The sequence below is a fragment of the Kitasatospora sp. NPDC059747 genome, from assembly GCF_042732955.1.
In the GTDB taxonomy this organism is placed as follows: domain Bacteria; phylum Actinomycetota; class Actinomycetes; order Streptomycetales; family Streptomycetaceae; genus Kitasatospora.
On record NZ_JBHWGV010000041.1, the window covers coordinates 1 to 24,541 of the forward strand.

Annotated in this window: 21 protein-coding genes and 1 tRNA gene; 16 read left to right on the forward strand and 6 right to left on the reverse strand. The window is 72.9% G+C overall.

Features of this window, described 5'->3' with window-relative positions:
• The first annotated feature begins 465 nt into the window (after positions 1-465).
• Complete coding sequence (locus tag ACFV4G_RS19420) at positions 466-1,041, forward strand: nucleosidase (protein WP_380441879.1); 576 nt, start codon at positions 466-468, stop codon at positions 1,039-1,041.
• 83 nt (positions 1,042-1,124) lie between these two features.
• Complete coding sequence (locus ACFV4G_RS19425; RefSeq protein ID WP_380441882.1) at positions 1,125-1,643, forward strand: DinB family protein; 519 nt, start codon at positions 1,125-1,127, stop codon at positions 1,641-1,643.
• A gap of 42 nt (positions 1,644-1,685) precedes the next feature.
• Here ACFV4G_RS19425 and ACFV4G_RS19430 read toward each other — a convergent pair whose 3' ends face one another.
• Positions 1,686-2,597, reverse strand: coding sequence for a sigma-70 family RNA polymerase sigma factor (locus ACFV4G_RS19430; RefSeq protein ID WP_380441885.1), 912 nt, complete (start codon positions 2,595-2,597; stop codon positions 1,686-1,688).
• Between the two features lie 102 nt (positions 2,598-2,699).
• On the opposite strand from ACFV4G_RS19430, the gene ACFV4G_RS19435 reads away from it, so the two are divergent.
• Positions 2,700-3,260, forward strand: coding sequence for a hypothetical protein (locus tag ACFV4G_RS19435; protein WP_380441888.1), 561 nt, complete (start codon positions 2,700-2,702; stop codon positions 3,258-3,260).
• A 117-nt stretch (positions 3,261-3,377) separates the two neighbouring features.
• Entirely contained in the window at positions 3,378-4,160 is a 783-nt protein-coding gene (locus ACFV4G_RS19440; protein WP_380441890.1) for an alpha/beta fold hydrolase, read from the forward strand.
• Positions 4,161-4,260: 100 nt separating this feature from the next.
• Here ACFV4G_RS19440 and ACFV4G_RS19445 read toward each other — a convergent pair whose 3' ends face one another.
• The 3 genes from ACFV4G_RS19445 to ACFV4G_RS19455 are packed head-to-tail and all read right to left on the reverse strand — an operon-like array spanning position 4,261 to position 5,794.
• Positions 4,261-4,752, reverse strand: a complete 492-nt coding sequence (locus ACFV4G_RS19445; RefSeq protein WP_380441892.1) for a hypothetical protein — start codon at positions 4,750-4,752, stop codon at positions 4,261-4,263.
• A gap of 36 nt (positions 4,753-4,788) precedes the next feature.
• Entirely contained in the window at positions 4,789-5,346 is a 558-nt protein-coding gene (locus ACFV4G_RS19450; protein WP_380441894.1) for a hypothetical protein, read from the reverse strand.
• Positions 5,347-5,356: 10 nt separating this feature from the next.
• A complete protein-coding gene (locus ACFV4G_RS19455; protein WP_380441896.1) occupies positions 5,357-5,794 on the reverse strand; it encodes an ATP-binding protein in 438 nt (145 codons plus the stop codon).
• A gap of 161 nt (positions 5,795-5,955) precedes the next feature.
• Between ACFV4G_RS19455 and ACFV4G_RS19460 the strand changes: the two genes are divergently transcribed.
• The 5 genes from ACFV4G_RS19460 (at position 5,956) to ACFV4G_RS19480 (ending at position 12,859) form a co-directional block, all read left to right on the forward strand.
• A complete protein-coding gene (locus ACFV4G_RS19460) occupies positions 5,956-6,903 on the forward strand; it encodes a helix-turn-helix domain-containing protein (RefSeq protein ID WP_380441898.1) in 948 nt (315 codons plus the stop codon).
• Positions 6,863-6,997, forward strand: coding sequence for a DUF397 domain-containing protein (locus tag ACFV4G_RS19465; protein ID WP_380441900.1), 135 nt, complete (start codon positions 6,863-6,865; stop codon positions 6,995-6,997). The genes ACFV4G_RS19460 and ACFV4G_RS19465 overlap by 41 nt, the downstream gene beginning before the upstream one ends.
• Before the next feature lie 132 nt (positions 6,998-7,129).
• Positions 7,130-8,455 carry a lipase family alpha/beta hydrolase gene (locus ACFV4G_RS19470; protein ID WP_380441902.1) on the forward strand — a complete coding sequence of 442 codons (1,326 nt, stop codon included), beginning with the start codon at positions 7,130-7,132 and terminating at the stop codon, positions 8,453-8,455.
• A gap of 70 nt (positions 8,456-8,525) precedes the next feature.
• Positions 8,526-8,609, forward strand: a tRNA-Leu gene (locus tag ACFV4G_RS19475).
• Positions 8,610-8,845: 236 nt separating this feature from the next.
• Positions 8,846-12,859: a hypothetical protein gene (locus tag ACFV4G_RS19480; RefSeq protein ID WP_380441904.1), complete on the forward strand. Its 4,014-nt coding sequence runs from the start codon at positions 8,846-8,848 to the stop codon at positions 12,857-12,859.
• 62 nt (positions 12,860-12,921) lie between these two features.
• Here ACFV4G_RS19480 and ACFV4G_RS19485 read toward each other — a convergent pair whose 3' ends face one another.
• Positions 12,922-13,383: a hypothetical protein gene (locus ACFV4G_RS19485; RefSeq protein WP_380441906.1), complete on the reverse strand. Its 462-nt coding sequence runs from the start codon at positions 13,381-13,383 to the stop codon at positions 12,922-12,924.
• Here ACFV4G_RS19485 and ACFV4G_RS19490 point away from each other — a divergent pair.
• Complete coding sequence (locus tag ACFV4G_RS19490; RefSeq protein ID WP_380441908.1) at positions 13,382-13,678, forward strand: hypothetical protein; 297 nt, start codon at positions 13,382-13,384, stop codon at positions 13,676-13,678. The genes ACFV4G_RS19485 and ACFV4G_RS19490 overlap by 2 nt on opposite strands.
• Here ACFV4G_RS19490 and ACFV4G_RS19495 read toward each other — a convergent pair.
• Positions 13,673-13,843 (reverse strand): hypothetical protein, encoded by a 171-nt coding sequence (locus tag ACFV4G_RS19495; protein WP_380441910.1) that lies wholly within the window; start codon positions 13,841-13,843, stop codon positions 13,673-13,675. The two genes, ACFV4G_RS19490 and ACFV4G_RS19495, sit on opposite strands and share 6 nt — an antisense overlap.
• Positions 13,844-13,889: 46 nt before the next feature.
• Between ACFV4G_RS19495 and ACFV4G_RS19500 the strand changes: the two genes are divergently transcribed.
• From ACFV4G_RS19500 to ACFV4G_RS19525, 6 genes are all read left to right on the forward strand, one after another.
• Positions 13,890-14,144, forward strand: coding sequence for a hypothetical protein (locus ACFV4G_RS19500; RefSeq protein WP_380441912.1), 255 nt, complete (start codon positions 13,890-13,892; stop codon positions 14,142-14,144).
• A 127-nt stretch (positions 14,145-14,271) separates the two neighbouring features.
• Positions 14,272-15,318 carry an alpha/beta hydrolase gene (locus ACFV4G_RS19505; RefSeq protein ID WP_380441914.1) on the forward strand — a complete coding sequence of 349 codons (1,047 nt, stop codon included), beginning with the start codon at positions 14,272-14,274 and terminating at the stop codon, positions 15,316-15,318.
• 215 nt (positions 15,319-15,533) lie between these two features.
• On the forward strand, positions 15,534-16,457 hold the full coding sequence (locus ACFV4G_RS19510; protein WP_380441915.1) for a diiron oxygenase: 924 nt from the start codon (positions 15,534-15,536) through the stop codon (positions 16,455-16,457).
• A 43-nt stretch (positions 16,458-16,500) separates the two neighbouring features.
• The gene (locus tag ACFV4G_RS19515) at positions 16,501-18,090 is read left to right on the forward strand and encodes an FAD-dependent oxidoreductase (RefSeq protein WP_380441917.1); all 1,590 of its coding nucleotides are present in this window, start codon (positions 16,501-16,503) and stop codon (positions 18,088-18,090) included.
• A 1,693-nt stretch (positions 18,091-19,783) separates the two neighbouring features.
• The gene (locus ACFV4G_RS19520; RefSeq protein WP_380441919.1) at positions 19,784-22,063 is read left to right on the forward strand and encodes a PQQ-binding-like beta-propeller repeat protein; all 2,280 of its coding nucleotides are present in this window, start codon (positions 19,784-19,786) and stop codon (positions 22,061-22,063) included.
• A gap of 94 nt (positions 22,064-22,157) precedes the next feature.
• Entirely contained in the window at positions 22,158-24,518 is a 2,361-nt protein-coding gene (locus ACFV4G_RS19525; RefSeq protein WP_380441921.1) for a PQQ-binding-like beta-propeller repeat protein, read from the forward strand.
• Positions 24,519-24,541 lie beyond the last annotated feature (23 nt).

A 24,541-nucleotide genomic window follows, 5' to 3' on the forward strand; every position in this document is an offset into this window, starting at 1 on the left:
CGCCGGCGACAGCGCCGACGGCCGCCGCCCGGCGGGCTCCCCGCCGGGCCGCGGCGCCGGGGCGCCCGCCCGGCCCGGTGCCGCCGGCGGACGGTTCGGCCGTGCCGGAACCACGGCGCCCGCCGCGCCGCTACCTCTTGGTGTCGCCACCCGCCTCATCCTCCCCTGGGGCCCGGCCCGTCCTCCGGTGCCCGGCCGATGCCAGCAGTATGGCCGTGACTCCCCCCGGCCACACCCGAGTTGCGCCGATCTTGAGCTTCGCCGTGCACGATTGGGGCCCGCCGCCTCCGCGAATTCTTCATACGTATTCCCGTACGGACTCCTCGGGCGGAGGCGGGCGGCGACCGCTGCGACGCGGATCGGGGCCCGCGCGGTTCCCGGACGCCCGGTCCGGGAGCCCCGGCCCGTACGTCGTCCGGCCGTCGCCGCCGGGGCTCCCGCGCCCCTGCTCCGTACGATGGGGCCATGCGCCTGCTTGGAACGATCGCCCCCGACCGCCCGCTGCTCGTCGTCGCCGTCCGCGAGGAGGCCGCCCACCTGGACGACCGGCTGCCCGTGCTGCTCACCGGGATAGGGAAGGTCAACGCCGCCGCGGCGCTCGCCACCGTCCTCGCCCGGGGCGAGAAGCCCTCCGAGGTGATCAACCTCGGCACGGCCGGCGCGCTGCGCCCCGGCTGGGAGGGCACCCACCACGTCACCCAGGTGATCCAGCACGACCTCGACTCGCCCGCCCTGCTGGCCCTCACCGGCCGCAGCTACGGTGCGCCGCTCGTGGTCGGCAAGGGCGAGGGCCCGGTCCTCGCCACCGGCGACCTCTTCGTCTCCGACCCGGCCGCCCGCGACCGCCTCGCCGAGCACGCCGACCTCGTCGACATGGAGGGCTACGCGGTCGCCACCGTCGCCCACCGGGCCGGCCTGCCGGTGCGCCTGGTCAAGCACGTGAGCGACGAGGCCGGCGAGGGCGCCGTCCGCTCGTGGCAGGAGTCGGTCGACGACTGCGCCCGGCACCTCGCGGAGTGGGTCGCGGCGCAGGGCTGGTGACGGCAGCGGGGCTGGTGAGGGCAGCGGGGACGGTGACGGCGCAGGGCTGGTGACGGTCCTTCGGGTCTGACTAGGGTGGCGCGGTGACCGAGAACGCCGCGCCCTCCCCGCGCCCCGACGTCCGCCCGCCCGGCGTCAACGCCGACGAGCCGACCACGCTGCTCACCTTCCTCGACTACCTGCGCGAGGCGGTGATCGCCAAGCTCGCCGGGCTGCCGGACGACGACGCCCGCCGCCCCGGGGTCGCCTCGGGGACGAGCCTGCTCTGGCTGGTCCGCCACCTCGCGGTGGTCGAGCACAACTGGTTCGAGTGGGCCTACCGGGGCGTCGGCGAGCAGCCGCTGGAAACGGACGAAGTCCAGCTCGGCGACGCGACGGTGGCCGGCGAGATCGCCGCCTACCGGGCCGCGATCGCCCGGTCGAACGCCGTCGCCGCACAGGTCGGCGCCGACCTCGACCGGCCGGGCGCGCGCTCCCTGCGGCCGGACGGCGAGGCGCCGTCGCTGCGCTGGGTGCTCGTCCACATGATCGAGGAGACCGGCCGGCACGCCGGGCACGCGGACATCATCCGCGAGCAGCTGGACGGCGCGACCGGGCGCTGAGGCGGGGTGGGCTCCTGTGGACCGGAGCCCACCCCTCCCGGTTCAGTCGAAGAGCGACAGGTCCAGCGCGGCGAGCCGCTCCGGGTCGTTCAGCACGTCGATCGCGACGATCGCGCCCGCGACCACCGTGAACGCCATGACGGACATCGGCTTGCCGTTGGGCCCGATGACCACCGCGCCCGCCGTGCCGTTGACCAGCGCCGGCCGCGCGAACGGCGCCAGCTTGCCCCACAGCACCGCCTGCCCGGCCACCGTCGACGCCCCCGTGAACACCACCGAGTGCCGGGCCCGCACCGCGCCGCCGTCCGAGCGCAGCACGACGTCCGGGTCGAGCACGGCCACCAGCGCGTCGAGGTCGCCCTCGCGCGCGGCCGCGAAGAACGCGTCCACCGCCACCCGCTGCCGGCTCAGGTCCTTGTCCGGCGCGGGCGCCTGCCCCTGCACCTTGCGGCGCGCCCGGCTGGCCAGCTGGCGGGTCGCGGCGGCGGTCTTCTCGATCAGCGGCGCGATCTCCTCGAACGGCACCGCGAACATGTCGTGCAGCACGAACGCGACCCGCTCGGCGGGCGCCAGCGACTCCATCACCACCATCAGCGCCAGGCCGACGGAGTCCGCGAGCATCACCTCCTGCTCCGGGTCGACCACGCCCGCCCGCCCGAGGATCGGGTCCGGGATGCGCGGCGCGCCCGCCGTGCCGTCCTCGCCCGTCTCCAGCGGCTCCTCCCGCCGCTGCGCGCGCGAGCGCAGCAGGTTCAGGCACACGCGGGAGACCACCGTGGTCAGCCAGGCGCCGAGGTTCGAGACCTCGCCGGTCTCGGTGCGGTCGTAGCGCAGCCACGTCTCCTGGACGGCGTCGTCGGCCTCCGCGATCGAGCCGAGCATCCGGTAGGCGACGGCGCGCAGGTGGGGCCGGTGCTCCTCGAACTGGTCGGCAGGTGCGGTCTTCTGATTCACCGTATTTTTCCTCGTCCCCGTTGGCCCGCTGGTTGAAGCTGCAGCACTGGCAACCTAGCCGCTCCCGCGGGAACGTCGGACCCCGGGTCTAGGGTGACCGCCATGACCGCCGTGACCGCAGGGACCTCCGCTTCCGCCGGGACTTCCCTGATCGCCGCCATCCGCGCCGACCCCGCCGCCGAGGACTTCCTCGCGTGGCCGGGCGACTTCAGCCTCGACGCCTACCCGCACGTCGAGGACGTCGTGCTGGCCTCCGGCGAACCGCTCGAACTCCTCGCCAAGGAGGGCGGCGGTGGCACGTACTTCTTCTGCGGGCCGAGCGAGCTGGGCGAGGACCGCCCGGTCCTGTTCGCCGACTCGGAGGGTGGCGCGGCCCTCATGGCGCTGAACCTCCGCGAACTGGTCGAGCTGCTGATCACCGTGCCCTGGTGGCAGGACTGCCGCACGTTCACGGCGGAGGAGAGCGCCGAGGCCGCCGAGGACTTCCTGGAGGACGACCCCGATCTCCCCGCCGACCGCGCCGCCGCGGCGCGAGCCCTGGGCCTCACCCTCCCCACCGAACTCGAAGCCCTCACCCGCCTCCGCGACACGGCCACCGGCCCCGGCCGCGCCTACGTCCTCCTGAACGCGGTGGAGGGCTGCGCCTACAAGCCGCTGATCTGAGCCCCGGCCGGGACGGTTCCAAGATCCGCACGGGCGTGTCAGACGAATGTGTTGCACAAACGTCTAACTCCTGGGTACGGTCATCCCATCAACCGCTCCACGGGGGGAACGACCACCATGAACGACGCCATCCGCTCCGAGCTCGTCATCGACGGCCGCCGGCTCTCCTACCTCGACTTCGGCGGCACCGGCCGCCCGCTGCTCGCCCTGCACGGCCACCTCGCGGAGGGCGCCGTCTTCGCGCCGCTCGCCGCCGCACTGGGCCCGGAGTGGCGGGTCATCGCCCCCGACCAGCGCGGGCAGGGCGAGTCGGACCGGGCCGCCGACTACTCGCGGGAGGGCTACCTCGCCGACGTCGAGGCCCTGCTCGACCACCTCGGGCTGGAGAGCGCCGTGCTGCTCGGCCACTCCCTCGGCGCCGTCAACGCCTACCAGTTCGCGGCCCGGCACCCCGAGCGCGTGACGGCGATCGTCAACGCCGAGGGCCCGGCCGCGCTCGGGCTGGACGGGAGCCACCCGCTGGCCTTCCTGCTCCACCTGCCCTACGACGCCTCCAGCCGGGACGCCCTCGTCACCGCCCTCGGCGCCGCCGCGCCGTACTTCGAGGACCGGCTGCGCGAGAACGCCGACGGCAGCTGGCGCCTGCCCTTCCACCCGCAGGACATGTACGCCTCCGAGGCGGACGTCCACGGCGACCACTGGGCGGACTGGACGGCCACCACCTGCCCGGCCCTGGTGGTGAGCGGTACGAGGGGTGCCATCCCCGCCGAGCAGGTCGCGCAGATGATCGCGCGCCGTCCGGGGACGGCCCTGGCGGAGCTGGATGCGGACCACATGCTGGTCACCGGCGCGGCGGACGAATTCCACCGCGTGGTGCGGGAATTCCTCGCCACGGTGTGACGGGTGGAGGGCGGGGCGGCGGCCCTCAGCTCCGCCGCCCCGTTGGCCTTTCGGCACCCGGCTCGGGGTCCGTTGAGCCAAACCCCACCTTGGGGTGGACTCAGCGGGCCTCCGGGTGACGGAGGACGAGGTCGGTGGCGGTGGCCCAGTGCTCGTCGACGGCGGTGACGATCACGTAGCCGCCGTCGACGAGGGCGAGCGGGAAGCGGGCGCTGCTGCACCCGTGGGCGCGGTGGACGTGGACGGGGAAGGTCAGGCCCTCGAACTCGACGTCCCGGCTCGTGTAGCCGGTGGTGATGTCGAAGTCCGGGGGGACGGGCTCGATCCGGCCGGAGTTGGCGAGGAACGTCCACAGCTCGGTCTCCGGCGTGGTGTTCGGATGCATGCGGTGGTGCTCCGAGAGAGGGCGCACGGTCTGGACGGTTGCGGCGAGGCCGTGGCCGTGGCGGTGGTAGTTGACGTCGATGCACCAGAGGCACCCGTCGGATTCCTGCCCGCTGTAGATGGGTATCCAGCCGGGCGGCCGATCTCGGAGGTCGGCGATCGGGGCGTCCCACTCGGCGACGACATTGCGGAACACGTCTTCCCCCAACAGGTCCGTGGTGACTGGTCGTTGGGGTTCAGTACATCACCGGGCGACGGCCTCCGCGCGGGCCCGGCAGCGGGCGAGGGCGGGTTTGACGCGGGGGTCCGGGGTGGGGGCGGCGGCGAGGAGTTCGCCGGCGGTGACGAGGGCGGTCCAGTAGTGGGCCGCGTCGCCGACGCCCGGGCGGGGTTGGGTGGCCGCGAGGGAGAGGTAGGCGGCGGTGAGGTTGCCGGTGACGAACCAGCGGGTGAGGCCGTGCTGGTGGCCGGCGCGGAGGGCGCCGAGGGCGTCGATGGCGAGGAGGAACTGGTCGACGACGGCGAGGCCGCGGGCGTCGAGGGGCTTGGGGACGTCGAACACCCCGAGCGCTTCGAGGAGTTCGCCGGTGTCGGCCTCCGAGTTGGGGCGGGGGTCGGCGAGGAGGGCGTCGTAGCACTCGTCGATGCGGCGCGTCGTCTCGTCGGCGGCGATGCCGAGGGCGTGGCAGACGGCGCGGGCGGCGGTGGCCGGCTCGCGGGTGCGGCGGGCGAGGGCGGCGTAGGCGTCGGCGGGGGTGGCGCCGGTGTCGAACAGGTGCCGGGCGAGGGTGGAGAACGGCATCGGGCGGCCTTCAGGCGGTGAGGAGGACGGGAGCGGGGGCGGGGGCGACGAGGGCCCAGACGAACTTGCCGATGCCGCCCGCCCGGGGGCAGCAACCCCAGCGTTCTGCGAGTTCGTTGACGAGGTGCAGGCCACGGCCGTGCTCGTCGGCGGGGGTGGTGGCGAGGAGGGACGGGCGACCGGTGCCGGCGTCGTGGACTTCGAGGCGGAGACGGTTGCCGATGAGGGCGAAGCGGACCTCGATGAGGCGGTCATCGGGCGCGTCGGAGTGCTGGACGGCGTTGGAGAACAGCTCGGAGAGGAGCAGTTCGGCGATGTCCGAGTACCGGTCGCCGGAGGGGAGGGCGGAGAGGTAGGCGCGGAGCAAGTGGCGCGCGATGGGGGTCGAGTAGGGGTGGGAGTCGAGGCGCGCGGCGAAGGTCCGGGGCCGGCGGGTGGTTCTGAGCATGGCGAGGCACCTCGGGGGGCGGATGGGGGTGGTGCGACGGGAGCGCACAATCACGCTGTGCGTGCGAATGATTGCGTTCTGGCCTCAATGGTCCCGGTGCCGGAGTTACGGTGACGACCAAAACCACGTGTTCGCCGAGCGCCGCACATCCGGGAGCTGTGATGACACCAAAGGTCAAGCGAGCGCCGACCGCGAGCTCGGCGGTGCTGTTCGGCGAGGAGCTCCGGCACGCGCGCAAGGCGGCGGGCTTCACGCAGGAGGAGCTGGGCAAGCTCCTGCACTGCGACCGGACGGTCATCACGCGGACCGAGGGCGGCAGGCGGAAGCCTTCGGTCGAGGAAGTCGAGGAGTACGGTCGGCTGTTGAACACCGGCGACCTGCTGATGAGGCTGTACGGCCGGGTCGACTGGAGCGCGGGCGTTGAGCATCCGGACTGGTTCCAGAACCATGTCGACATGGAATCCGAGGCCGTGGCCGCCCGAGCCTTCGAACTCGGTGTGATGAACGGGCTGCTTCAGTGTCGCGAATACGCGGAGGCGGTATTTGCAGCCAGTGATGCCGAGGGTCAGCTCGATGTCATCCAGGAGCGAACTGTGGCTCGACTGGCGAGGCAGAAGCGGTTCCTCGAACCGGGTGGCCCGCTTCTGGTGGCGCTCCTGGACGAGAGCGCCATCCGAACCGTGTTCGGCGGTCCCGGAGTGATGCGGCGCCAGATGGAACACCTGCTGGCTGTCGCGAAGCTCCCCAACGTGACCATCTATGTGGTGCCGTTCGCGCGCAGGCAGACCATCATCGACACGTCAATGGTGCTTTTGGACATGCCAGATGGACAGACCTGGGTGTACTCCGAGGCCCTTGATCGTGGGCATTCCAGCGATGCGCCAGAGTTCGTAGCGAGGCATCGCCGAAGCTATGATCGGCTCCGTGGAGACTCGCTGTCAGAGGCCGACTCGCTGGCACTGATCGCCGGTGCGCTGGAAGGGTTCAAAGATGACGAAGAACGAGCTCGACGTGATCGTCTGGCGCAAGAGCAGCTACAGCGGCGGTGCCGGCGGCAACTGCATCGAGGTGGCCCTCGGATCCCTCGCCAGGGCCGTCCCAGTGCGTGACTCGAAGGACCCGAACGGCCCGGCTCTCGTCTTCCCCGCCCCCGCCTGGGAGTCCTTCGTCGTCGCCGTCCGCGCCGGCGACTTCCCCGTCTAGCCGGTCAGCCTCGGTCACATCCGAACGATTTCAATCAGTTCCGACGCGACCCTGGTGCCGTGAGTAACCGAACAGTTACGGTCGATCACTGTGCGCACGTGACCCTGCTCGCATCGACCGAGGCGGTACCTCATGGCACAGGAACCCCGTATCGACGTAGCGCTGACGGCCCTCAAGGAGGGCCAGGTGGAGCCCACCAAGGCCGAGTTGGCGGAGATCGCCGACTCGCTCAAGCCCGGAGTCTGGTTCGCCAACGACCTGTCGGGCGAGCGCAGCCGCGACGCCGACGTGGTCTGGGAGCTGACCGGCGCGCCGTACAAGGGACAGACGGCGACCGGACAGGCGGCGGTCTACTACGCCAACCCGAAGATCGGCCTGCGGAAGCCCTTCCTCTTCGCGGACGGCTTCAGCTACGGCCCGAGCGACCTGCCCGGCCTGTTCGCGTACTTCAACACCGTCGCCGACGGCCGGCCGGGCCTCTTCGACGAGCTGCTGAGCAGGGGCTACGACATCGTCCTGATCGGCTTCACCGAGCGGCACACCCACATCCAGGCCAACGCCGGGGTCGTGATCGACGCCGTCCTCCGTGCCATCGCGGAGCGCGTGGGCGACGAGCGGCTGACCGTCGGCGGGGTGAGCATGGGCGGCATCGTCACCCGCTACGCGCTCGCCAAGCTGGAGACCCAGCGGATCAACCACGACACGGCGACGTACCTCTCGTTCGACTCGCCGCACAACGGCGCCTGGATCCCGTTGATCCTCCAGCAGATGGCCTACTTCTTCGAGGACTTCACCCCGGCCGGTCCGGACGGCGCCAAGCAGGCCGATCTGATCCGCAGCGCCGCCGCTCAGCAACTGCTGTGGGCGTGGGTCGAGAACTCGAAGTACTCCGGCCCGGTGGCCACCGCCAGCCCGCTGCGCAAGGAGTTCCTCGACGACCTCGCCCGGGTCGGCAACTTCCCGCAGATCCCGCGCAAGCTCGGCATCTCCAACGGCCGGCGTGACGGGGTCGGCCTCCCGCTGCCGGTGGGCGAGGTGGCGTTCGACTGGCAGGCGCTCGTCGCCAGTGCCACGGCCCGGTTCCAGCCGGACAAGGGTGAGAAGCAGCGGATCGGCGGCATGCACCTCGGCCTCGCGGTGCGCCGCAGCGCCACCACCGAGGTCCCGGGGCTGGACGCCGTGCCCGGCGGCACCCTGGACTCCTTCGGCAAGGTCGCGGACGCGCTCAAGGCCAAGATCTCCGACGACTACCGCAGCGGCGCCTTCGTGCCGGCCGTCAGCGCGGCGGCGCTGGACTTCGACCCGGCGAAGTGGGACGTCGACCCGGCCGCCCCGATCACCGACGACGCCCTGGACCGGGGCCACCTGGACGAGGTCACGTTCGACGAGGCCAACTCCGAGCACGGCCACCTGTCCCGCGCACTGGTCGACTGGATCGTCGGGCAGCTCGCCCACTGACCCTCCACCCCTTCCGGCCTGGTCCGGAGCACCCGCGCGGATGGGCTACGATATTCCTCATCACCCAGATGCGCGGGTGGCGGAATAGGCAGACGCGCTGGATTCAGGTTCCAGTGCCCGAAAGGGCGTGGGGGTTCAACTCCCCCCTCGCGCACAGCGAACGGCCGGTCGATCTTCGGATCGACCGGCCGTTTTGTCGTTCCCGGGCGTTGCGCCCGCATGGTCAAGAGCTGCCCAAAAAACTCATCGCGCTCGACGGGCCCGCCGTGGGACCCTCGCGCGGGGTCGAGGGTGCTTCTCAGCTTGTCCTTTGCGCTCGCTAGACTCCGCCCGCCTGTGAACTCCTGTGACGGTCACGGGAGTCAGGCGTTTCCGACATGGGGGGAAAGTGTGACGTTCCTGTCCACCGACAGACGAACGCGACACAGGGGGAGGAGAGCCTCACTCGCGGCTCCCGGCGCCCTGCTGCTCGCCGTCCTGGCCACGTTCGTGGGCCAGGCCAACCCGGCTGCCGCCGCCGCGCCGCCCGCGGCCACGTCGTCCGCGAGCCCGACCGCCGCGCCGACCACCACCCCGGCCCCGGCCGCCGCGCCCACCGCCGGGCCGTCGACGGCGCCGGTTCAGGACCCGAAGGCCGAGCACGAGAAGGCGGCCCGCGAGGTCCAGCAGGCCGACCCGACCAACCCGTGTCCGGCCGGCCTGGTCCCGGGGGCCGTCTCCACCTGCTCGATCGACGGGGGCAAGACGGCTTCCTTCGCGCTCACGCTCCCGCAGGCCGCGGACGTGCTCCTCGTCCAGGCCGTGGCGACGAACAACCCGGTCTACCCGACCGTGGCCGGGCCGGGCGGTGCCGCCGTGGCCTGCACCCAGCCGATGGGCGGCGGCTGGGGCGACGGGATGCTGCGTTGCGCCATCGCCCAGGCCGGCACCTACACGCTCCAGGTCCGGGACGGCAGCGGCCGGACCAACGGCCTGTCCGTCTCCTACCTGCCGCTGCTGTCGACCACGGCCTGTCGGACGATGAGCGCCACCGACCTCGCGCTCGGCAGCCCGACCCTGCTGCACGGCTCGCTCCCGGTCGGTTCCACGGGCGACTGCTACGCGCTCGGCGACCTGACCACGGGCGACGTGCTGCGGACCCACGTGTCCGCGTTCCAGATCATCCAGATCGTCTACGACGCCACCGGAAAGGAGGTCTGCAACACCCGGTCGAACCAGAACACCGAGATCGACTGCAAGCTCACCGGCCAGGCGCCGTTCCGGATGACCGCGCAGCAGATCTCCGGCGCGGCCCAGACGTACGACCTCACACTGGCCCGGCTCACCCACCCGGACGGCTGCGCGATCGTCGAACCGCAGGCGTTCGGTACGAGCCCGGACCTGACCCTGGCGCAGCGTTGCCGGACCCTCCGGGTCACCGAGCAGGCCCAGTACTCCTTCGCTCCGGTCACCGCCGACGGCTCCACCCTTAACGGCGGGCTGTACGGCCCCGACGGCACCCAGCTCTACGGCGGCTGCGCGAAGGGCGAAGGCTGCGACCTGGCGCCCGGTGACTACACCTGGGTGGTCGAGGCGCGGAACGTCAACGCCGGAGCGTTCGGCATGGCCTTCCACTCGGGCAAGGAGACCCGGGGTTGCACCGCCACCAACGACACCGGGCTGACGTCCGGCCCGGCCACCGGTACCTTCGGCGCGCGCGGGCAGCAGTTCTGCCTCACGCTGCCGACGGCCACCGGGAGCGGTGTCTACCTGCTCAACCGGCCGCCCACCGGCGGTACCGGGGCCTTCGCCGCCGTCTACGACGCGGCCGGCGCCAAGCAGTGCGACAACGGCGGCGCCAACACCCCGTCCGCCGTCTGCAAGCTGGCCGGTACCGCGCCGTTCCACGCGGTTCTGAGCGGCGAAGTGAACAAGTCCTACGCGCTGGTGATCCACCGGACCGGCGAGACGGCAGGCTGTGCCGCCTGGCCGCAGAGCGGGTTCGACGGCACCTGGGGCGCGGAGGTCACGCTGACCGCCGACGTGAAGCAGGCCTGCCTGGGCCTCCCGGCGGACCGGCACTCCGTCGCGGAGCAGTTCGACTACACCAACACGGCGAACCAGCTCAACGCCTCCCTCCAGGTCGTCGACCCGCAGGGCAACGTGGCGTGCTCGACCTTCCTCAACACCGCCTTCACCTGCGCCCTCACGGCCGGCGCCCCGTACACCGCGCTGCTGACCAACTCGGCCGGGGGCGACGGTTACAAGCTCGTCCGGCGGGACATCTCGCCCACCGCGAACTGCCTCACGCCCAACTCGACCGCCGTCGGCGGTCAGTCCGTCCAGCTGGACCTGGGCTCGGTCCTCGACGCCCGCTGCGTGCGGGTCACCGCCGCGGCCACGGACAAGTTCTGGCTCAGCGTGCGGACGACCACCGTCGGAAACGGGGCCCAGGGCACGGCGACGCCGCTGGTGATCGACGCGAACGGTAAGAGCCTCTGCGGCGCCAACGGCACCTACTGCAAGGTCACCGGCTCGACCTCCTACACCATGGCGGTGCTCGCCTCCGGGTACCGGGGCCAGAACATCCACGCCGCCGTGGACACCTGGAAGGTCGGCACGCCCGACGGCTGGGCGCCGGAGTGTGCCGCCAACCCGATCTCGGTACAGGGCTTCCCGCTTCGGAGTGGACTGCTCACGGAGTCCTCGACCGGCTACTGCGCCGTCGTCGACATGAAGCCGTCGCAGTCCCTCAACGTCGTCGGTACCAGTAGCTCCACCAACATCGAGCAGCCGCTCGTGACCCTGTTGGGCCCGGCCACTTGGGAGCAGTACGACTACACGTACCAGTGCAGCGGGAACTGGGGCCAGTTCGGCGCCCGTTGCCAGAGCCTCAACAACGCGGTGCCCGGCAAGGCCGTCCTGCTGCTCAGCGCGGGCAACACGGCGACCCCGGTGGAGTACAGCATGCAGGCCGTGTGCGAGTACCCCACCTGCACCGGTCAGAACGGACCGTCCCTCACCGCGATCAACGGGACGACCGGCGCGGCCGGGACCCAGACCCAGATCGAGATCCGGGGCACGAACCTCACCCTGGGGACCAAGGTGAAGTTCGGCGGCGCCATGTACCCGATGCGGCCGGTCTCCGTCAGCCCCGACGGCACCTCGCTCCACGTCATGGCCGACACCAACGGGATGACGCCGGGCACCTACGACGTCGTCCTCGACGGGATCGGCTACACCACCGGCGTGCCCTCCCCGAACTACTTCCCCAAGGCCTTCACGGTGACTGCGGCCGCGCCGGCCACCAAGGGCAAGCTCGTCCCGCTCACCCCCAACCGCATCCTCAACACCGTCTCCGGTGTCGGCGCGCCCGCCGGGCGCCTCGGCCAGGGCGGCGTGCTCTCGCTCCAGGTGGCGGGCGTCGGCGGCGTCCCGACGACCGGCGTCACGTCCGTCGTCATGAACGTGACGGCCGTCAACCCCAGCAGCAACAGCGCCGTCTCGGTGTACCCGAGCGGACAGAAGGTGCCCGACCTGCCGACCGTCAGCTTCGCCGCCGGGCAGATCGTCACCAACCTGGTGACGGTGCCGCTCTCCAACGGCAAGGTGGACATCCGCAACGCCTGGGGCGACGTCGACCTCGGGGTCGACATCCTCGGCTACTACACCGACGGCGGCGCCGGCTCCCTGCTGCGCCCGGTCGCCCCGTCGCGCATCCTGAACACCGTGTGGGGCGTCGGCGCCCCGGCCGGGCGGGTCGGCGCCGGTGGCGTCGTCCCGCTCAAGGTCACGGGCGTGGGCGGCGTCCCGGAGACCGGCGTCACCGCGGTCGTCATGAGCGTGACGGCCGTCAACCCGTCGCAGACCAGCTACCTCACGGTCTACCCGGACGGCCAGCCGGTGCCCGACGCCTCGGCGGTCAACTTCGCCGCCGGGCAGAACGTGACCAACCTGGTGACCGTCCCGGTCGTCAACGGCGTCGTGGACATCCGCAACGCCTGGGGCGACGTCGACCTCGGCGTCGACATCACCGGCTACTACACCGACTCGGGCTCCACCTACACGCCGTCCTCACTGGTGCGGCTGATGGACACCCGCGACGGCGAGGGCGCCCGCGTGGGCGCCCTGGGCGGCTCGGGCGACCTGGTGAGCCTGCGGGTGGCCGGCGTCGAGGGCATGCCCGCGACCGGGGTCACCGCCGTCGTCATGAACGTGACGGCGGTCTGGCCGACGAACACCAGCTTCCTGACGGTCTTCCCGCACGGGACGGCCCGCCCGGACGCTTCGAGCATCAACTACCGGCCGGGGCAGGTCGTCTCCGCGCTGGTGGTGGCCCCCGTGGTGGACGGCCGGGTGTCGTTCGTCAACCAGTGGGGGAGCACCGACGTGGTCGCCGACCTGGTCGGGTACTTCTCGTCCTGAACCGCTCGGCAGGAAGGCCGGTGGGCCCGACGTCACGGACGTCGGGCCCACCGGCCTTTTCCTCACATGTCCGCCGCCTCGCGGAACTCCCGGTAGGCCGAGTCCGAGGCGGGTAGCAGGCCGGCCCGGACCATCGCCGCGCCGAGCTCCAGCCGCCGCTCGGGGTCGTCGCACTCCAGCCCGCACTGGATGACCTCCGCGACCACCTCCGTCGTCCCGGCCAGGAAGATCGAACCGCTGTCCACCTGGTAGAACCAGGCCTCGTAGCGCGGTACTCCGTCGGCCACCACGTCCCAGAGCTCGCAGAAGTGCAGCACGCCCTCGTCGTCGCCGTCGCCGTCGTCGCTGTCGCCGTCCGCGTCGCCGTCCGCGTCGCCGTCCGCGTCCCCGTCCGCGGACAGTCGCCGCTCGGCGGGCAGGTCCTCGCCGTCGTAGAGCCTGCCGCTCAGGGCGACCTGCGCCGCCTGGAGCGGGGTGAGCGAGTCCGCCGACGTGACCGGGCGGCGATTGGTGAAGTCAGCCATGCGCGGGAACCTACCAATACCCACCGACCACGGCCGGTCCGACATTTCTCGCCGGCCGGTGGTGGCGGTGGCCATGGTGCACGGGCCGGCCGCCGGACTCGCGCTGCTCTCGGAGCTGGAGGCGGACCGGCGGCCGCCGCGCCACCACCGGCCCTTCGCGGTGCGCGGGCATCTGCTGGAGCTGTTGGGGCAGTCGGCGGAGGCTGCCGCCGCCTACCGCGAGGCCGCGGCCCGTACGGTCAGCGCGCCCGAGCGGCGGTACCTCGCGGAGCGGGCCCGCCGGGTGGCGTCATGACGTCGCCTGGCGGGCCCGGAGCTCGTCGAGCCGGCCGCTGACCTGCTCGTCGCTGTGCAGGTAGGGGGCTCCGGGGCCGTGGCGCAGGTCGATCCCGGCGAGCAGGGCGAGGGCCCGGGCGGCCGACTCGTCGGTGTCGTCCTCGGTCAGGTGCATCTGCTGCACGGCCCACTCGTCCGCCGCCTCCCGGGTGAGACGGCCGTCGAGGACGTTGCTCCTGCACGGTACCGACCCGAAGCGGGCGTACTTCTTCGCCCTGTCCTGGGGCGTGAAGTTCGCACCGTGTCAGGAGCCTTCGGACGACGAGATGCACCTCACCGACGGCGGGACCGTCACCACGTGTGAGATCTACCTCGTGCCGGAGAGCGTCCAGCCGCTCTGCGTGGGATTCCAAGGGCGGCGGGACGCCTCGAACCCGAGCAACGACACGGGTTCCGCGCCGGAGGTGAGCCGGAAGGTGGGCTGACGGTGCCGCCCGGGTGCCCGCGGTGCAGGCTCGCGACCGCCTTGAGCGGGCGTCGAGGCGGGGTTCCCCCGACCGGCGGGGCGGCCCCATCATGGGGCTCCCCAGGAGAGCCCCCCAGGAGGCAGCGATGTCGATTCCATTCCCCGTCCGGATCCAGGCCGCCGTCGTCCGGGGCGCGTTCGCGCTGCCGGAGGGGGTGCGGCGGGCGATCGCGGGGGCGCCGGTCGTGCGGGACGGGCAGACGCTCGCCCTGGACGCGCAGCTGATCCTCAAGCTGCAGCGGCTGTCGAAGGCGGCCCTCGTCCTGCCGGGCGGGGTCGGGCCCTCGCGGACGGCGATGGAGTACGCGCGGTATCTGGTGGGCGGGCCGACGATCGGGCCGGTGGCCGTCCGGGAGGTCGGAATCCCCTCCGGCGGCGGCGAGTTGGCGGCGACACTGTACAGTCCGGCCGGGCTGGGGGAGCGGTCCGGGCTGCTCGTGTACTTCCACGGCGGCGGCTGGGTGGTGGGCTCCCGGGCGAGCCACGACCACGTCTCGCGGTTCCTGGCCCAGCGGGCCGGGGTGCGGGTGCTGTCGGTGGAGTACCGCCTGGCGCCCGAGCACGCGTACCCGGCGGCGGCCGACGACGCCCTCGCCGCCGTCGACTTCGCCCTCGCCAAGGCGGGCGACCTCGGCGCGGACCCGGCACGGATAGCCGTCGGCGGCGACAGCGCGGGCGGCAACCTCGCCGCCGTCGCCGCGCAGCGGGCCGTGCGCCGGGGCGGGCCCGCGCCCGTCTTCCAGCTGCTGCTGTACCCGGCGACGGACGCGTCCGTCCGGCGGCCGTCCCGGGACCTCTTCGCCGACGGCTTCTTCCTCACCAGCGCCGACATGGACTGGTTCGCGGACCGCTACGCCCCCGAGCCGGTCGACCGCGCCGACCCGGGCGTCTCACCGCTGCGCGCCGCCGACCTCACCGCCCTGCCGCCCGCGTACGTCGGCACGGCCGGCTACGACCCGCTGCGCGACGAGGGCGAGGCGTACGCGGAGGCGCTGCGGGCGGCGGGGGTCGAGGTGGAGCTGAGCCGGCAGCCTGACCTGATCCACGGGTACGCCAACTACATCGGGATCGGGCACCGGTTCCGCGAGGCGACGGCGGAGGCGGCGGAGGCGCTGCGGAAGGCGCTGCGGTAGGGCTTCGGTTCTTTGATCCGGCCCGCGTTCCTTTGAGGCGGCCCGCGTTTCTTTGATCCGGCCCGCGCCCCGGGATTCGCTCCCGGGGCGCGGGCCTTTCGCTGTGCGCTCCCGGCCCGTCGCGCGGGGGGTTCTCGGCGGCGGGCTCTTATTGTACTGTCCGTCTAATAAGCGGGTCAGCGGGAACCCGCAGGAGCAGGCACCTGGAGGCAGCCATGGCTCTCACCGACCCGGCGGCGCGGCGGAGGAACGACCAGCACACCGTTGCCGACGACGACGTCTCGAAACGGCTGCTGGACTCGGCCGCCATGCTCTCGTACGACCCGTCGACCGAGATCGACTGGGACGCCCCCCTCCCCGACGAGCACTACGGCCTCAACCCGGAGTGGAGCACGCTCTACGGCACCCGCCTCTGGGACGAGATGACCGAGCAGCAGCGCGTGACCCTCACCCGGCACGAGGTCTGCTCGATCATGAACACCGGCATCTGGTTCGAGATGATCCTCCAGCAGATGGTGCTCCGCGATCAGTACCTCAAGAACCCGGCGAGCTCCGAGTTCCAGTTCGCGCTCACCGAGATCGCCGACGAGTGCCGGCACTCGATCATGTTCGCGCGCGCCTGCCAGAAGATGGGCGTGCCCGCGTACCGGCCGAACAAGGTGGTCGCCAACGCCGGCCGCGCCTTCAAGTCCCTCGCGAAGGGCGAACTCGCCTACGGCGGCATCCTCGTGGCCGAGGAGGTGCTCGACGTCATGCAGCGCGACTGGATGCGCGGCGAGAACGTCCTCGACATCGTCCGCGGCACCTCCCGCATCCACGTCGTCGAGGAATCCCGGCACATGAAGTTCGCCCGCCAGGAGATCCGCGAACGCATGCGGCACGCCGGCCCCGCCCGGCGGCGCACCTCCGCGACGGGCATCGCCATGGGCGCGTACGTCATCGTCACCAGCATGGTGCACCCCGGGGTGTACAAGGCCACCGGACTCGACGTCGCGCGGGCCCTCGCCGAAGTCCGGGGCAACGAGCACCGCAAGGCCATGATGCGCACCAGCTCCCGGCACCTGATGGCCTTCCTCGCCGAGACCGGGCTCCTCACGCAGCGCTCCGCGGCCATCTACCGGCGCATCGACATGCTCTGACGTCCCCCTCCTCCCCCCACTCAGTGAGGACCCACCCCCGGCCATGGCGTACGCGATCACCCGCACCTGCTGCAACGACGCCTCCTGCGTGTCCGTCTGCCCGGTCAACTGCATCCACCCGACCCCGGACGAACCGGAGTTCGGCACGACCGACATGCTGTACATCGACCCGGCGGCCTGCATCGACTGCGGCGCGTGCGCGGACGCCTGCCCGGTCGACGCCGTCTTCCCCGTCGACCGGCTCCGCGGGCCCGACACCGTGTACGGCGACCTCAACCGGGACTGGTACCGCGACCACCCCAACGACCACGCGTGGGGCGCGCCCACCTTCCCCCGCAGCCTGCCCGACGGGCTCGGGCCGCTGCGGGTCGCCGTCGTCGGCACCGGGCCCTCCGCCGGGTACACCGCGCAGGAACTGCTGCGCACCACCGGCGCCGAGATCACCATGATCGACCGGCTGCCCGTCGCCGGCGGCCTCCTGCGGCACGGCGTCGCCCCCGACCACCAGTCGACCAAGCGCATCGCCGAGAGCTTCGCCGGCGTCTTCCACGACCCGCGGCTGCGGATGTACCTCAACGTCGAGGCCGGCACGGACCTCACCCACGACGAACTCGCCGCCCACCACCACGCGGTGGTCTACGCCGTCGGCGCGGCCGCCGACCGGCGGCTCGGCATACCCGGCGAGGACCTGCCCGGCAGCCTCCCCGCCACCACCTTCGTGCGCTGGTACAACGCCGAACCGACCGTGCCGGCCGACGCGGTGACGCTGTCTTCGTCCTCGTGCGGTCGGGTCGTCGTGATCGGCAACGGGAACGTCGCCGTCGACATCGCGCGCATCCTGCTCACCGACCCCGACCGGCTCGCCACCACCGACATCGCCGACCACGCGCTCGCCGCCCTGCGCGGCAGCCGGGTGCGGGAGGTCGTCCTGCTCGCGCGGCGCGGGCCGGCGGAGGCGGCGTGGACGCGGTCGGAGTTCCTCGCGCTGCGCCAACTGCCCGGAGTGGAGGTGGTGGTGGACTCGTCCGGGTCCGCCCCCGCGCCTCTGCTGGACGGGCTGCCGCTGGTGCGCTTCGACGGCTCGGCGGAGCCCGAGGGGGCTCGCCGCTTGGTGCTCCGCTTCTTCTCCACCCCCACGGCTCTGACCGGGGACGACGGGGGAGTGACGGGGGTCGCGGTCCGGCGGGCCACGGGGGAGGAGGAGGTGATCCGGGCCGGCCTGGTCGTGCGCTCCATCGGCCACCGGGGCGTCCCGATCCCCGGCCTCCCGTTCGACGAGACGACGGAGACCGTCGCCCATCACGGCGGCCGCGTCGACGGCCTCCCCGGCACCTACGTCGTCGGCTGGGCCAAACGCGGCCCGTCCGGCGGCATCGGCGCCAACCGCGCCTGCGCCCGCGAAACCGTCGACGCCCTCCTCGACGACGCCACCGCCCGCACCCTCCCCACCCCGGCCGCCACCCGCAAGGACCTCGACCACCTCATCCGCTCCCGGCGCCCCGACACGGTGGGCCTGAAGGAACTACGAGCCGTGGACCGCGCCGAACGGACCCGAGGCGAAGCCGAAGGCCGCCCCCGCGTAAAGCTGGCCACCGTCCCAGCCCTCCTCGCCGCCGCCCGCTCCAAGCCCTAACCCCACCTCACCCCACCCGACGTCCTGCGCATCGCCGCCCCACCCACCGACCACGCACAGGAAGTCGGCCAGCTCGACTTCCTGTGCATCGGCGACCCCTTCGTGCACCCGCGCGCGGCGCCCGCCGGCGCTGCTCGTCGCGCCGCAGCGCCCGCGCGAGAAGTCGGCCCGCCTGACTTCCTGTGCACCGCCGTCCCCTTCGTGCACCCGCGCGCGGTGCCCGCTGGCGCTGCTCGTCGCGCCGCAGCACCCGCCCCGCGCGAGAAGTCGGCCCGCCCGACTTCCTGTGCACCGCCGTCCCCTGCGCTATTTCTCCCATCGAGCTGCGCGCGAGAAGTCGGCCAGCTCGACTTCCTGCGCATTGGCGACCCCTTCGTGCACCCGCACGCGGCGCCTGCCGGCGCTGCTCGTCGCACCCCAGCGCCCGCCCCACGCGAGAAGTCGGCCCGCCCGACTTCCTGCGCATTGGCGACCCCTTCGTGCACCCGCACGCGGCGCCCGCCGGCGCTGCTCGTCGCGCCGCAGCACCCGCCCCGCGCGAGAAGTCGGCCAGCCCGACTTCCTGCGCATCCGCGTCCACATCGTTCGCTAACGCACCGTCCGCCGGCGCTACTCTTCGCATGCCAGTACCTGCGTGAGAAGTCGGCCCGCCCGACTTCCTATGCAGCGGCGATCCCTGTGCTTTGGGGGTGCACTGAGCCGGACGCCAGGCACCGGCTGACCCCGCACGAGAAGTCGGTCTGCTCGACTTCCTGCGCGCTCGCCCGCCGACCGCCTCTTGCGCGAGGCTCGCCGGCCGGCGTTGGCGGCGTCATCCCTCACGCCGCCGACGAACCAGCGCTAGTGATTCCTTGGCACCCACCGCCCCTCGCGCGGTCCCGCGTGGGAAGTCGGCCAGTTCGACTTGCTGTACGCAGCTGGCGCCTTCCTCGCTCGCTGGCTTGTACGGGCGGCGCACCCAACCCGCATGGGAAGTCGGCCGACCCGACTTTTGACGCACCAATCCCAACGCCCCAACTCTTGTGCAGCCCACGCGAGAAGTCGGGCCTGCCGACTTCTCGCGTATTGGCTGCTGGGTGGTGTGCAGGGTGGAGTTTCGATTGAGTGAGTGGGTGCGTGAGAAGTCGGGCTGGTCGACCTCGTGTGCGGGCTTGAGGTGGATTTCGAGGGTGAGCGTGCAAGAAGTCGGCCACGTCGACTTTCTGTGTGTCGGCTGGTGGGTGGCGTGTGGGGTGGGGTCTCCGAGTGAGTGAGTGGTGCGTGAGAAGTCGGGTTCGCCGACTTCCTGTTGCAGGGGTGGCTCGTAGGGCGATAGGGGGTGGGCGCACAGGAAGTCGGCTGGGTCGACTTTCTGTGCGAAGTGGGGTGGGGATTCGGGGTGAAGGGGTGGTGGGGGCGTGTCTCCGGTGGGGTGGGGGCGTTGGGCGGGGCGTGAGTGATTGTGTTGCATCGATGGGCGAGGAAACGATTCTGCGGGACGCCGCCGGGGTGCCGATCTATGCCGAGTTGGTGCGGCTCTGGTGGGCGGCCGGGCGGGCGGTGCCGGGGGTGGTGGATCCGGTGTGGGAGAGTTTGGCGGCTCCGCCACCGGGGTGGGTGCCGGGCAGTGCCGGGGCGATAAAACCCGGATGATCCACTGTCACCGCACCGCGGTTGGCCCTAGCCTTTGAGGGCTCGCGGGGAGGGGGAGACGGTGGAGCAACTCGGGCCTGCGGATCCGCGACAGGTCGGGCCGTACGCATTGGTCGGACGGCTCGGGGCCGGTGGCATGGGGGCCGTGTACCTGGGCCGGTCGGCCGGTGGGCGGACCGTGGCCGTCAAGGTCGTGCGGCCGGAGCTGGCCGGGGACCCGGGCTTCCGCGCGCGGTTCCGGCAGGAGGTCGCGGCGGCGCGCCGGGTGTCGGGGGCGTTCACCGCGCCCGTCGTCGACGCCGACCCGGAGGCCGTCACCCCCTGGATGGCCACGGCCTTCGTCGTGGGCGTCCCGCTGCAGGACGCGGTGGTGCGGCACGGCCCGTTACCCGAGGGGACGGTCCGCACGCTGGCCGCCGGGCTCGCGGAGGCCTTGCACGAGGTGCACCGGGCCGGGCTGATCCACCGGGACCTCAAGCCCGGCAACGTGCTGCTGGCGCTGGACGGTCCGCACGTCATCGACTTCGGCATCTCGCGCGCCGCCGACGGCACCGGGCTGACGACGACCGGTTCGGTGATCGGTTCGGCGCCGTACATGTCACCGGAGCAGGCACTGGGCGAGCCGCTCGCCCCGGCGAGCGACGTGTTCGCGCTCGGGTCGACGGTCGCGTACGCGGCGCTCGGACGGCACCTGTTCGGCGAGGGTGCCGCTGCGGCCGTGCTGTTCCGCGTGGTCAACACCGAGCCGGACCTGAGCGGTCTGCCGGACGGCCTCCGGTACCTGGTGGGCGCCTGCCTCGCGAAGAACCCGGTGCACCGGCCGGCCCCGCGGCAGCTCGTCGAGCTGGTCGAGCGGATCGGCCGTCCCGACACGGCGGGCGGCTGGCTCCCGCAGGCCGTCACGGCGGACGTGCTCGCGGTGCGGGGCGTCCTCACCGCGGCACCCGAGCCATCGGAGAGACCGGAGTCCCCGGAGCCACCGGCATACCCGCCGCCGGCATACCCGCCCCCGGCATACACGCCGCCCCCGTCCGACGCCCCACCCCGCCAACCCCCACCCCGCCAACCCCCGCGTCGCCGGCTCCCGCGCCGTCGCGTCCTGCTGGCCATCGGCGGCGGCGTGCTCACCGCAGCGGGCGCGGCCACCACCGTCGCTCTCCTCCGCGAGCAGGACGTCCGCGACGTCCACGCGCCGCCCGGAGCCGCCGCCACCACGGGCGCCACGACCACCCGCCCCGCCGTCGCCTCCGTCCCCGAGGCGTCCCTCGCCTGGAAGGTGAACCTGCCGTCCGCCTGCCCCCAGCTCCTCTCCGCCCCCGGCGTGACGGCCTGCATCGGGCTCGGCCACATCTGGGGCGTGGACGACGCCGGGCACACCAAGTGGACGGCGGACGCCGGCTACGCGATGGGCGGCATGCCCCGGAACTTCTCGGCCCTGGGCGGTGACCGCCTCTACACCGTCGGAATGGCGATGGTCGGAGCCGCGCCGAGGAGCGAGCTGGTGAGCGTGAACCCGGCCGACGGTTCGATCGACTGGCGGCTCCAGCAGGACCACCCGCACGCCGTGGGCGAGCTGCTGTTCGCCGGGGTCCGCGCCGGCCGGGCCTACCTGATCGGCCTCGGCGACGGCGCGGACCGGGGGATCGCGGACACCGGCTTCCACGTGTGGGCGGTGGACCTGGCCGGCCGCCGTACCGCCTGGCTCCACGGCGACCAGGCGCAGCTGCTCGAACTCGCGCTCCTGCCCGGCGACGACCACGCGGCGCTGAGCACCCAGGACACCCTGAAGATGCTGGACGCCAAGGGCGAGGTCGCGTGGGAGCGGAGGATGCCCTCCCTCGGCCTGACCGCCGCCGGCGGCCACTACCTTGTGCCCGACGCCGTCCGGGGCACCCTGACCGCCCTCGACCCGGCCACCGGCAACCCGACGTGGACGACGGACGGTGTCATCGGCGCCTCCCTGCGCGGCGACGGCTTCGCGGCCTCGGCGGACGGCGGCACGGTGCACTGCCTGATGAAGGACGCGGACGGAGGCGTCTCGGTCGCCGCCCTCGACACCGGCAACGGCCGCCCCCGCCACCGCACCCCGCTGCCGCCCGACCCGCCGGACGCCGCGTACCTGGGCGCCCGCCTCCTGCTCGCCGACGGCAACCTCTACCGGATGGGCCCGGACACCGTCCTGTGGGCGCTCGACCCGGCGGACGGCAAACCCCGCTGGAAGTACTCGGGGTTGAAGGGCAAGGACCCGACCACCCTGGCCTGGACGGCCGGCGACGGGCGGCTGTGCGTGTCCGACCCGAGCACGTCCACGGTGACCGCCCTGCACGCGAACGGAGCGTGAGCACGACCGTGCACGACCACCCCGCCCCCGAACCCGCCCCCGCCCCCGAACCCGCCTCCGCCCCCGAACCCGCCCCCGAACCGAACGGAACCCGATGATGCGGCAGCTGGACCCCGCCGACCCGCCCAGGATCGGCCCGTACGCGCTGCTCGGCCGGCTCGGGGCGGGCGGCATGGGCGTCGTGTACCTGGGCCGGTCGGCGGGCGGACGGACGGTCGCCGTCAAGGTGGTGCGACCCGAACTCGCCGGGGACCAGGGCTTCCGCGCCCGGTTCCGGCGCGAGGTCGCCGCCGCGCGCGCCGCGTCGTCGGCGTTCACCGCGCCGGTCGTGGACGCCGACCCGGACGGGCCCGTCCCGTGGTTGGCGACCGCCTTCGTGCCGGGCATCGGCCTGGACGAGGCGGTGATGCTGGTCGGGCCGTTCCCCGAGCACGTGCTGCGCATCGTCGCGGCCGGGATCGCCGAGGAGCTGCGCGCCATCCACGCGGCCCGGCTCACCCACCGCGACCTCAAGCCGAGCAACGTCCTGCTGGCGCTGGACGGCCCGCACGTCATCGACTTCGGCATCGCGCGGGCGGCCGACGGCACCGCGCTCACCGCCGAGGGCGCGATCTTCGGCACGCCCGCGTACATGTCCCCGGAGCAGGCGCTCGGCCGGACGGCGGGCCCGGCGAGCGACGTGTTCTCGCTCGGCGCGACGCTGGTGTACGCGGCCTCCGGCGGGCGCGGGCCGTTCGACGGCGGGCACCCGCTGGCGGTGCTGCAGAAGGTGGCGGGCGAGGAGCCCGACCTGTCGGCGGTGCCCGGCGGGCTGCGGCTGCTGATCGCGGCCTGCCTGGCGAAGGAGCCGGCGGACCGTCCGACGCCGGAGCAGGTCGTGGCCGCGCTCGCGCAGGGCGGTGCGGGGGCGGTGGCCCAAGGTCCTTGGCTGCACCCGTCGTTGGTGACGCAGATCGAGCGGGCGGCGGCCGTCCTCGCGCCGTCCGTCCCGCCACCGCCCGCGGCGCCCCCTTTCGCACCGCCCGCGGCGCCGCCCGCCGCACCGCCGCAGCCCCAACCAGCCCACGAGCCGGGCGGGCCGACCGATCAGCCCAGGCCCTCCCGCCGCAAGCTGCTCCTGGGCCTGGCCGGGGGAGCCGTGGCGTTGGCCGGGGGCGGCGCCGCGCTGTACTACGCGCTCCCGTCCTCCTCGGACCGAGTCTCCGGCGACGGAGCGAAGCCCTCGACCGCCGCCCCCGGACGCCCCGCCCCCACCGACCTCACTCGCCCGATCGACACCAAGACCGCCGCCACTCCCCTCTGGACCGCCCAACTCGACGAGCCCGCGATCCAGTTGGCCGGCGAGGGCGGCACCGTCCTGGTCGCCGGGATGACCGGCGTCCGCGCCTTCGACCAGTCCGGCCGTCCCCTCTGGGGCCCGCTGTCGAACCAGATGGCCCGTTCGTGGACCGGGCTCGGTTCCGGCGCGTTGGTGGTCGGTGGCGGCAAGGCCTACGCCGGCGGGTTCGTGAGCCTGACCGACCCCCTCAACCTCAACTACGCGATCAAGGCCGTCGACCTCGCCACCGGCACCGTCGCCTGGTCGATCACCCGGAAGGCCGTCGGCCTCACGAACGTCTCGCTCGCGGGCCTGCTCGACGGGGTCCTGTACATCCACGGGGACGGGACCACCACGCACGTCGCCCCGCCGGCGCCGCCGCAGTACCAGCAGGCCACCTTCGTCCAGGCGATCGACCCGGCGACGCAGGCGGTCCGCTGGGAGACCACCTACCCCCACACCCAACCGGTGTACGGGCGGCTCCTGGTGCCGTCCTCCGGCACCCGCGTGCTGTACAACACCGCCACCGTCGACCGCACGATCTCCAAGCTGACCGCGCTCGACACCGCCGCCGCCGGGAAGACGGTGTGGGAGCAGCCCGCCCCCGGAGCCGGGGCCACGCTCACCTCCCTCACCACCCTCCCCGCCTTCTCCGACGGCCCGCACGCTTCGGCCGGCGGCCGGTTCCTGTTCCTCACCGACCACCTCTACGCCCTCGACCCGGAGGGCGGCGCGGTGGCGTGGCAGTCGCCCGGCCGGCCGGTCTTCCAGGCCGCGGCGGCGAGTCCGGACGGCACCGCCGTCTACGCGGCCGCGTCGCAGTTCGAGGGACCGGCGGTGGTCGTGCAGGCCTTCGACGCGAAGAGCGGCGCGGTCCGTTGGTCGGGGTCGCTGCCGATCGGCTCGGTCAACCGGATCGAGGTGTTCTGCGCGGACGGCAACGTGTACGTGTGGGCGCACGGACAGGTGTGGGCGCTCGACCCGGACACCGGCGACGCCCGGTGGAGTTTCGACTTCACGCCGAGCACCGAGACGACCGCCCTGGTGCCGTTCTGGGCGGGCGGCGGAAGGGTCTACGGGCCGACGGACAAGGGCCTGGTCGCGCTCGCGGCGGACGGGAAGGCGGCGCGGAGCTGAGCGGCGGAGGCGCTGGTCCGTCG

Bases quoted from the DNA above. Each gene is read 5' to 3' on its own strand.
- ACFV4G_RS19420 (WP_380441879.1), top strand. From the start codon at position 466: ATGCGCCTGCTTGGAACGATCGCCCCCGACCGCCCGCTGCTCGTCGTC.
- ACFV4G_RS19435 (WP_380441888.1), top strand. From the start codon at position 2,700: ATGACCGCCGTGACCGCAGGGACCTCCGCTTCCGCCGGGACTTCCCTG.
- ACFV4G_RS19440 (WP_380441890.1), top strand. From the start codon at position 3,378: ATGAACGACGCCATCCGCTCCGAGCTCGTCATCGACGGCCGCCGGCTC.
- ACFV4G_RS19450 (WP_380441894.1), bottom strand. From the start codon at position 5,346: ATGCCGTTCTCCACCCTCGCCCGGCACCTGTTCGACACCGGCGCCACC.
- ACFV4G_RS19455 (WP_380441896.1), bottom strand. From the start codon at position 5,794: ATGCTCAGAACCACCCGCCGGCCCCGGACCTTCGCCGCGCGCCTCGAC.
- ACFV4G_RS19460 (WP_380441898.1), top strand. From the start codon at position 5,956: ATGACACCAAAGGTCAAGCGAGCGCCGACCGCGAGCTCGGCGGTGCTG.
- ACFV4G_RS19470 (WP_380441902.1), top strand. From the start codon at position 7,130: ATGGCACAGGAACCCCGTATCGACGTAGCGCTGACGGCCCTCAAGGAG.
- ACFV4G_RS19490 (WP_380441908.1), top strand. From the start codon at position 13,382: ATGCGCGGGAACCTACCAATACCCACCGACCACGGCCGGTCCGACATT.
- ACFV4G_RS19485 (WP_380441906.1), bottom strand. From the start codon at position 13,383: ATGGCTGACTTCACCAATCGCCGCCCGGTCACGTCGGCGGACTCGCTC.
- ACFV4G_RS19505 (WP_380441914.1), top strand. From the start codon at position 14,272: ATGTCGATTCCATTCCCCGTCCGGATCCAGGCCGCCGTCGTCCGGGGC.
- ACFV4G_RS19510 (WP_380441915.1), top strand. From the start codon at position 15,534: ATGGCTCTCACCGACCCGGCGGCGCGGCGGAGGAACGACCAGCACACC.
- ACFV4G_RS19515 (WP_380441917.1), top strand. From the start codon at position 16,501: ATGGCGTACGCGATCACCCGCACCTGCTGCAACGACGCCTCCTGCGTG.
- ACFV4G_RS19525 (WP_380441921.1), top strand. From the start codon at position 22,158: ATGATGCGGCAGCTGGACCCCGCCGACCCGCCCAGGATCGGCCCGTAC.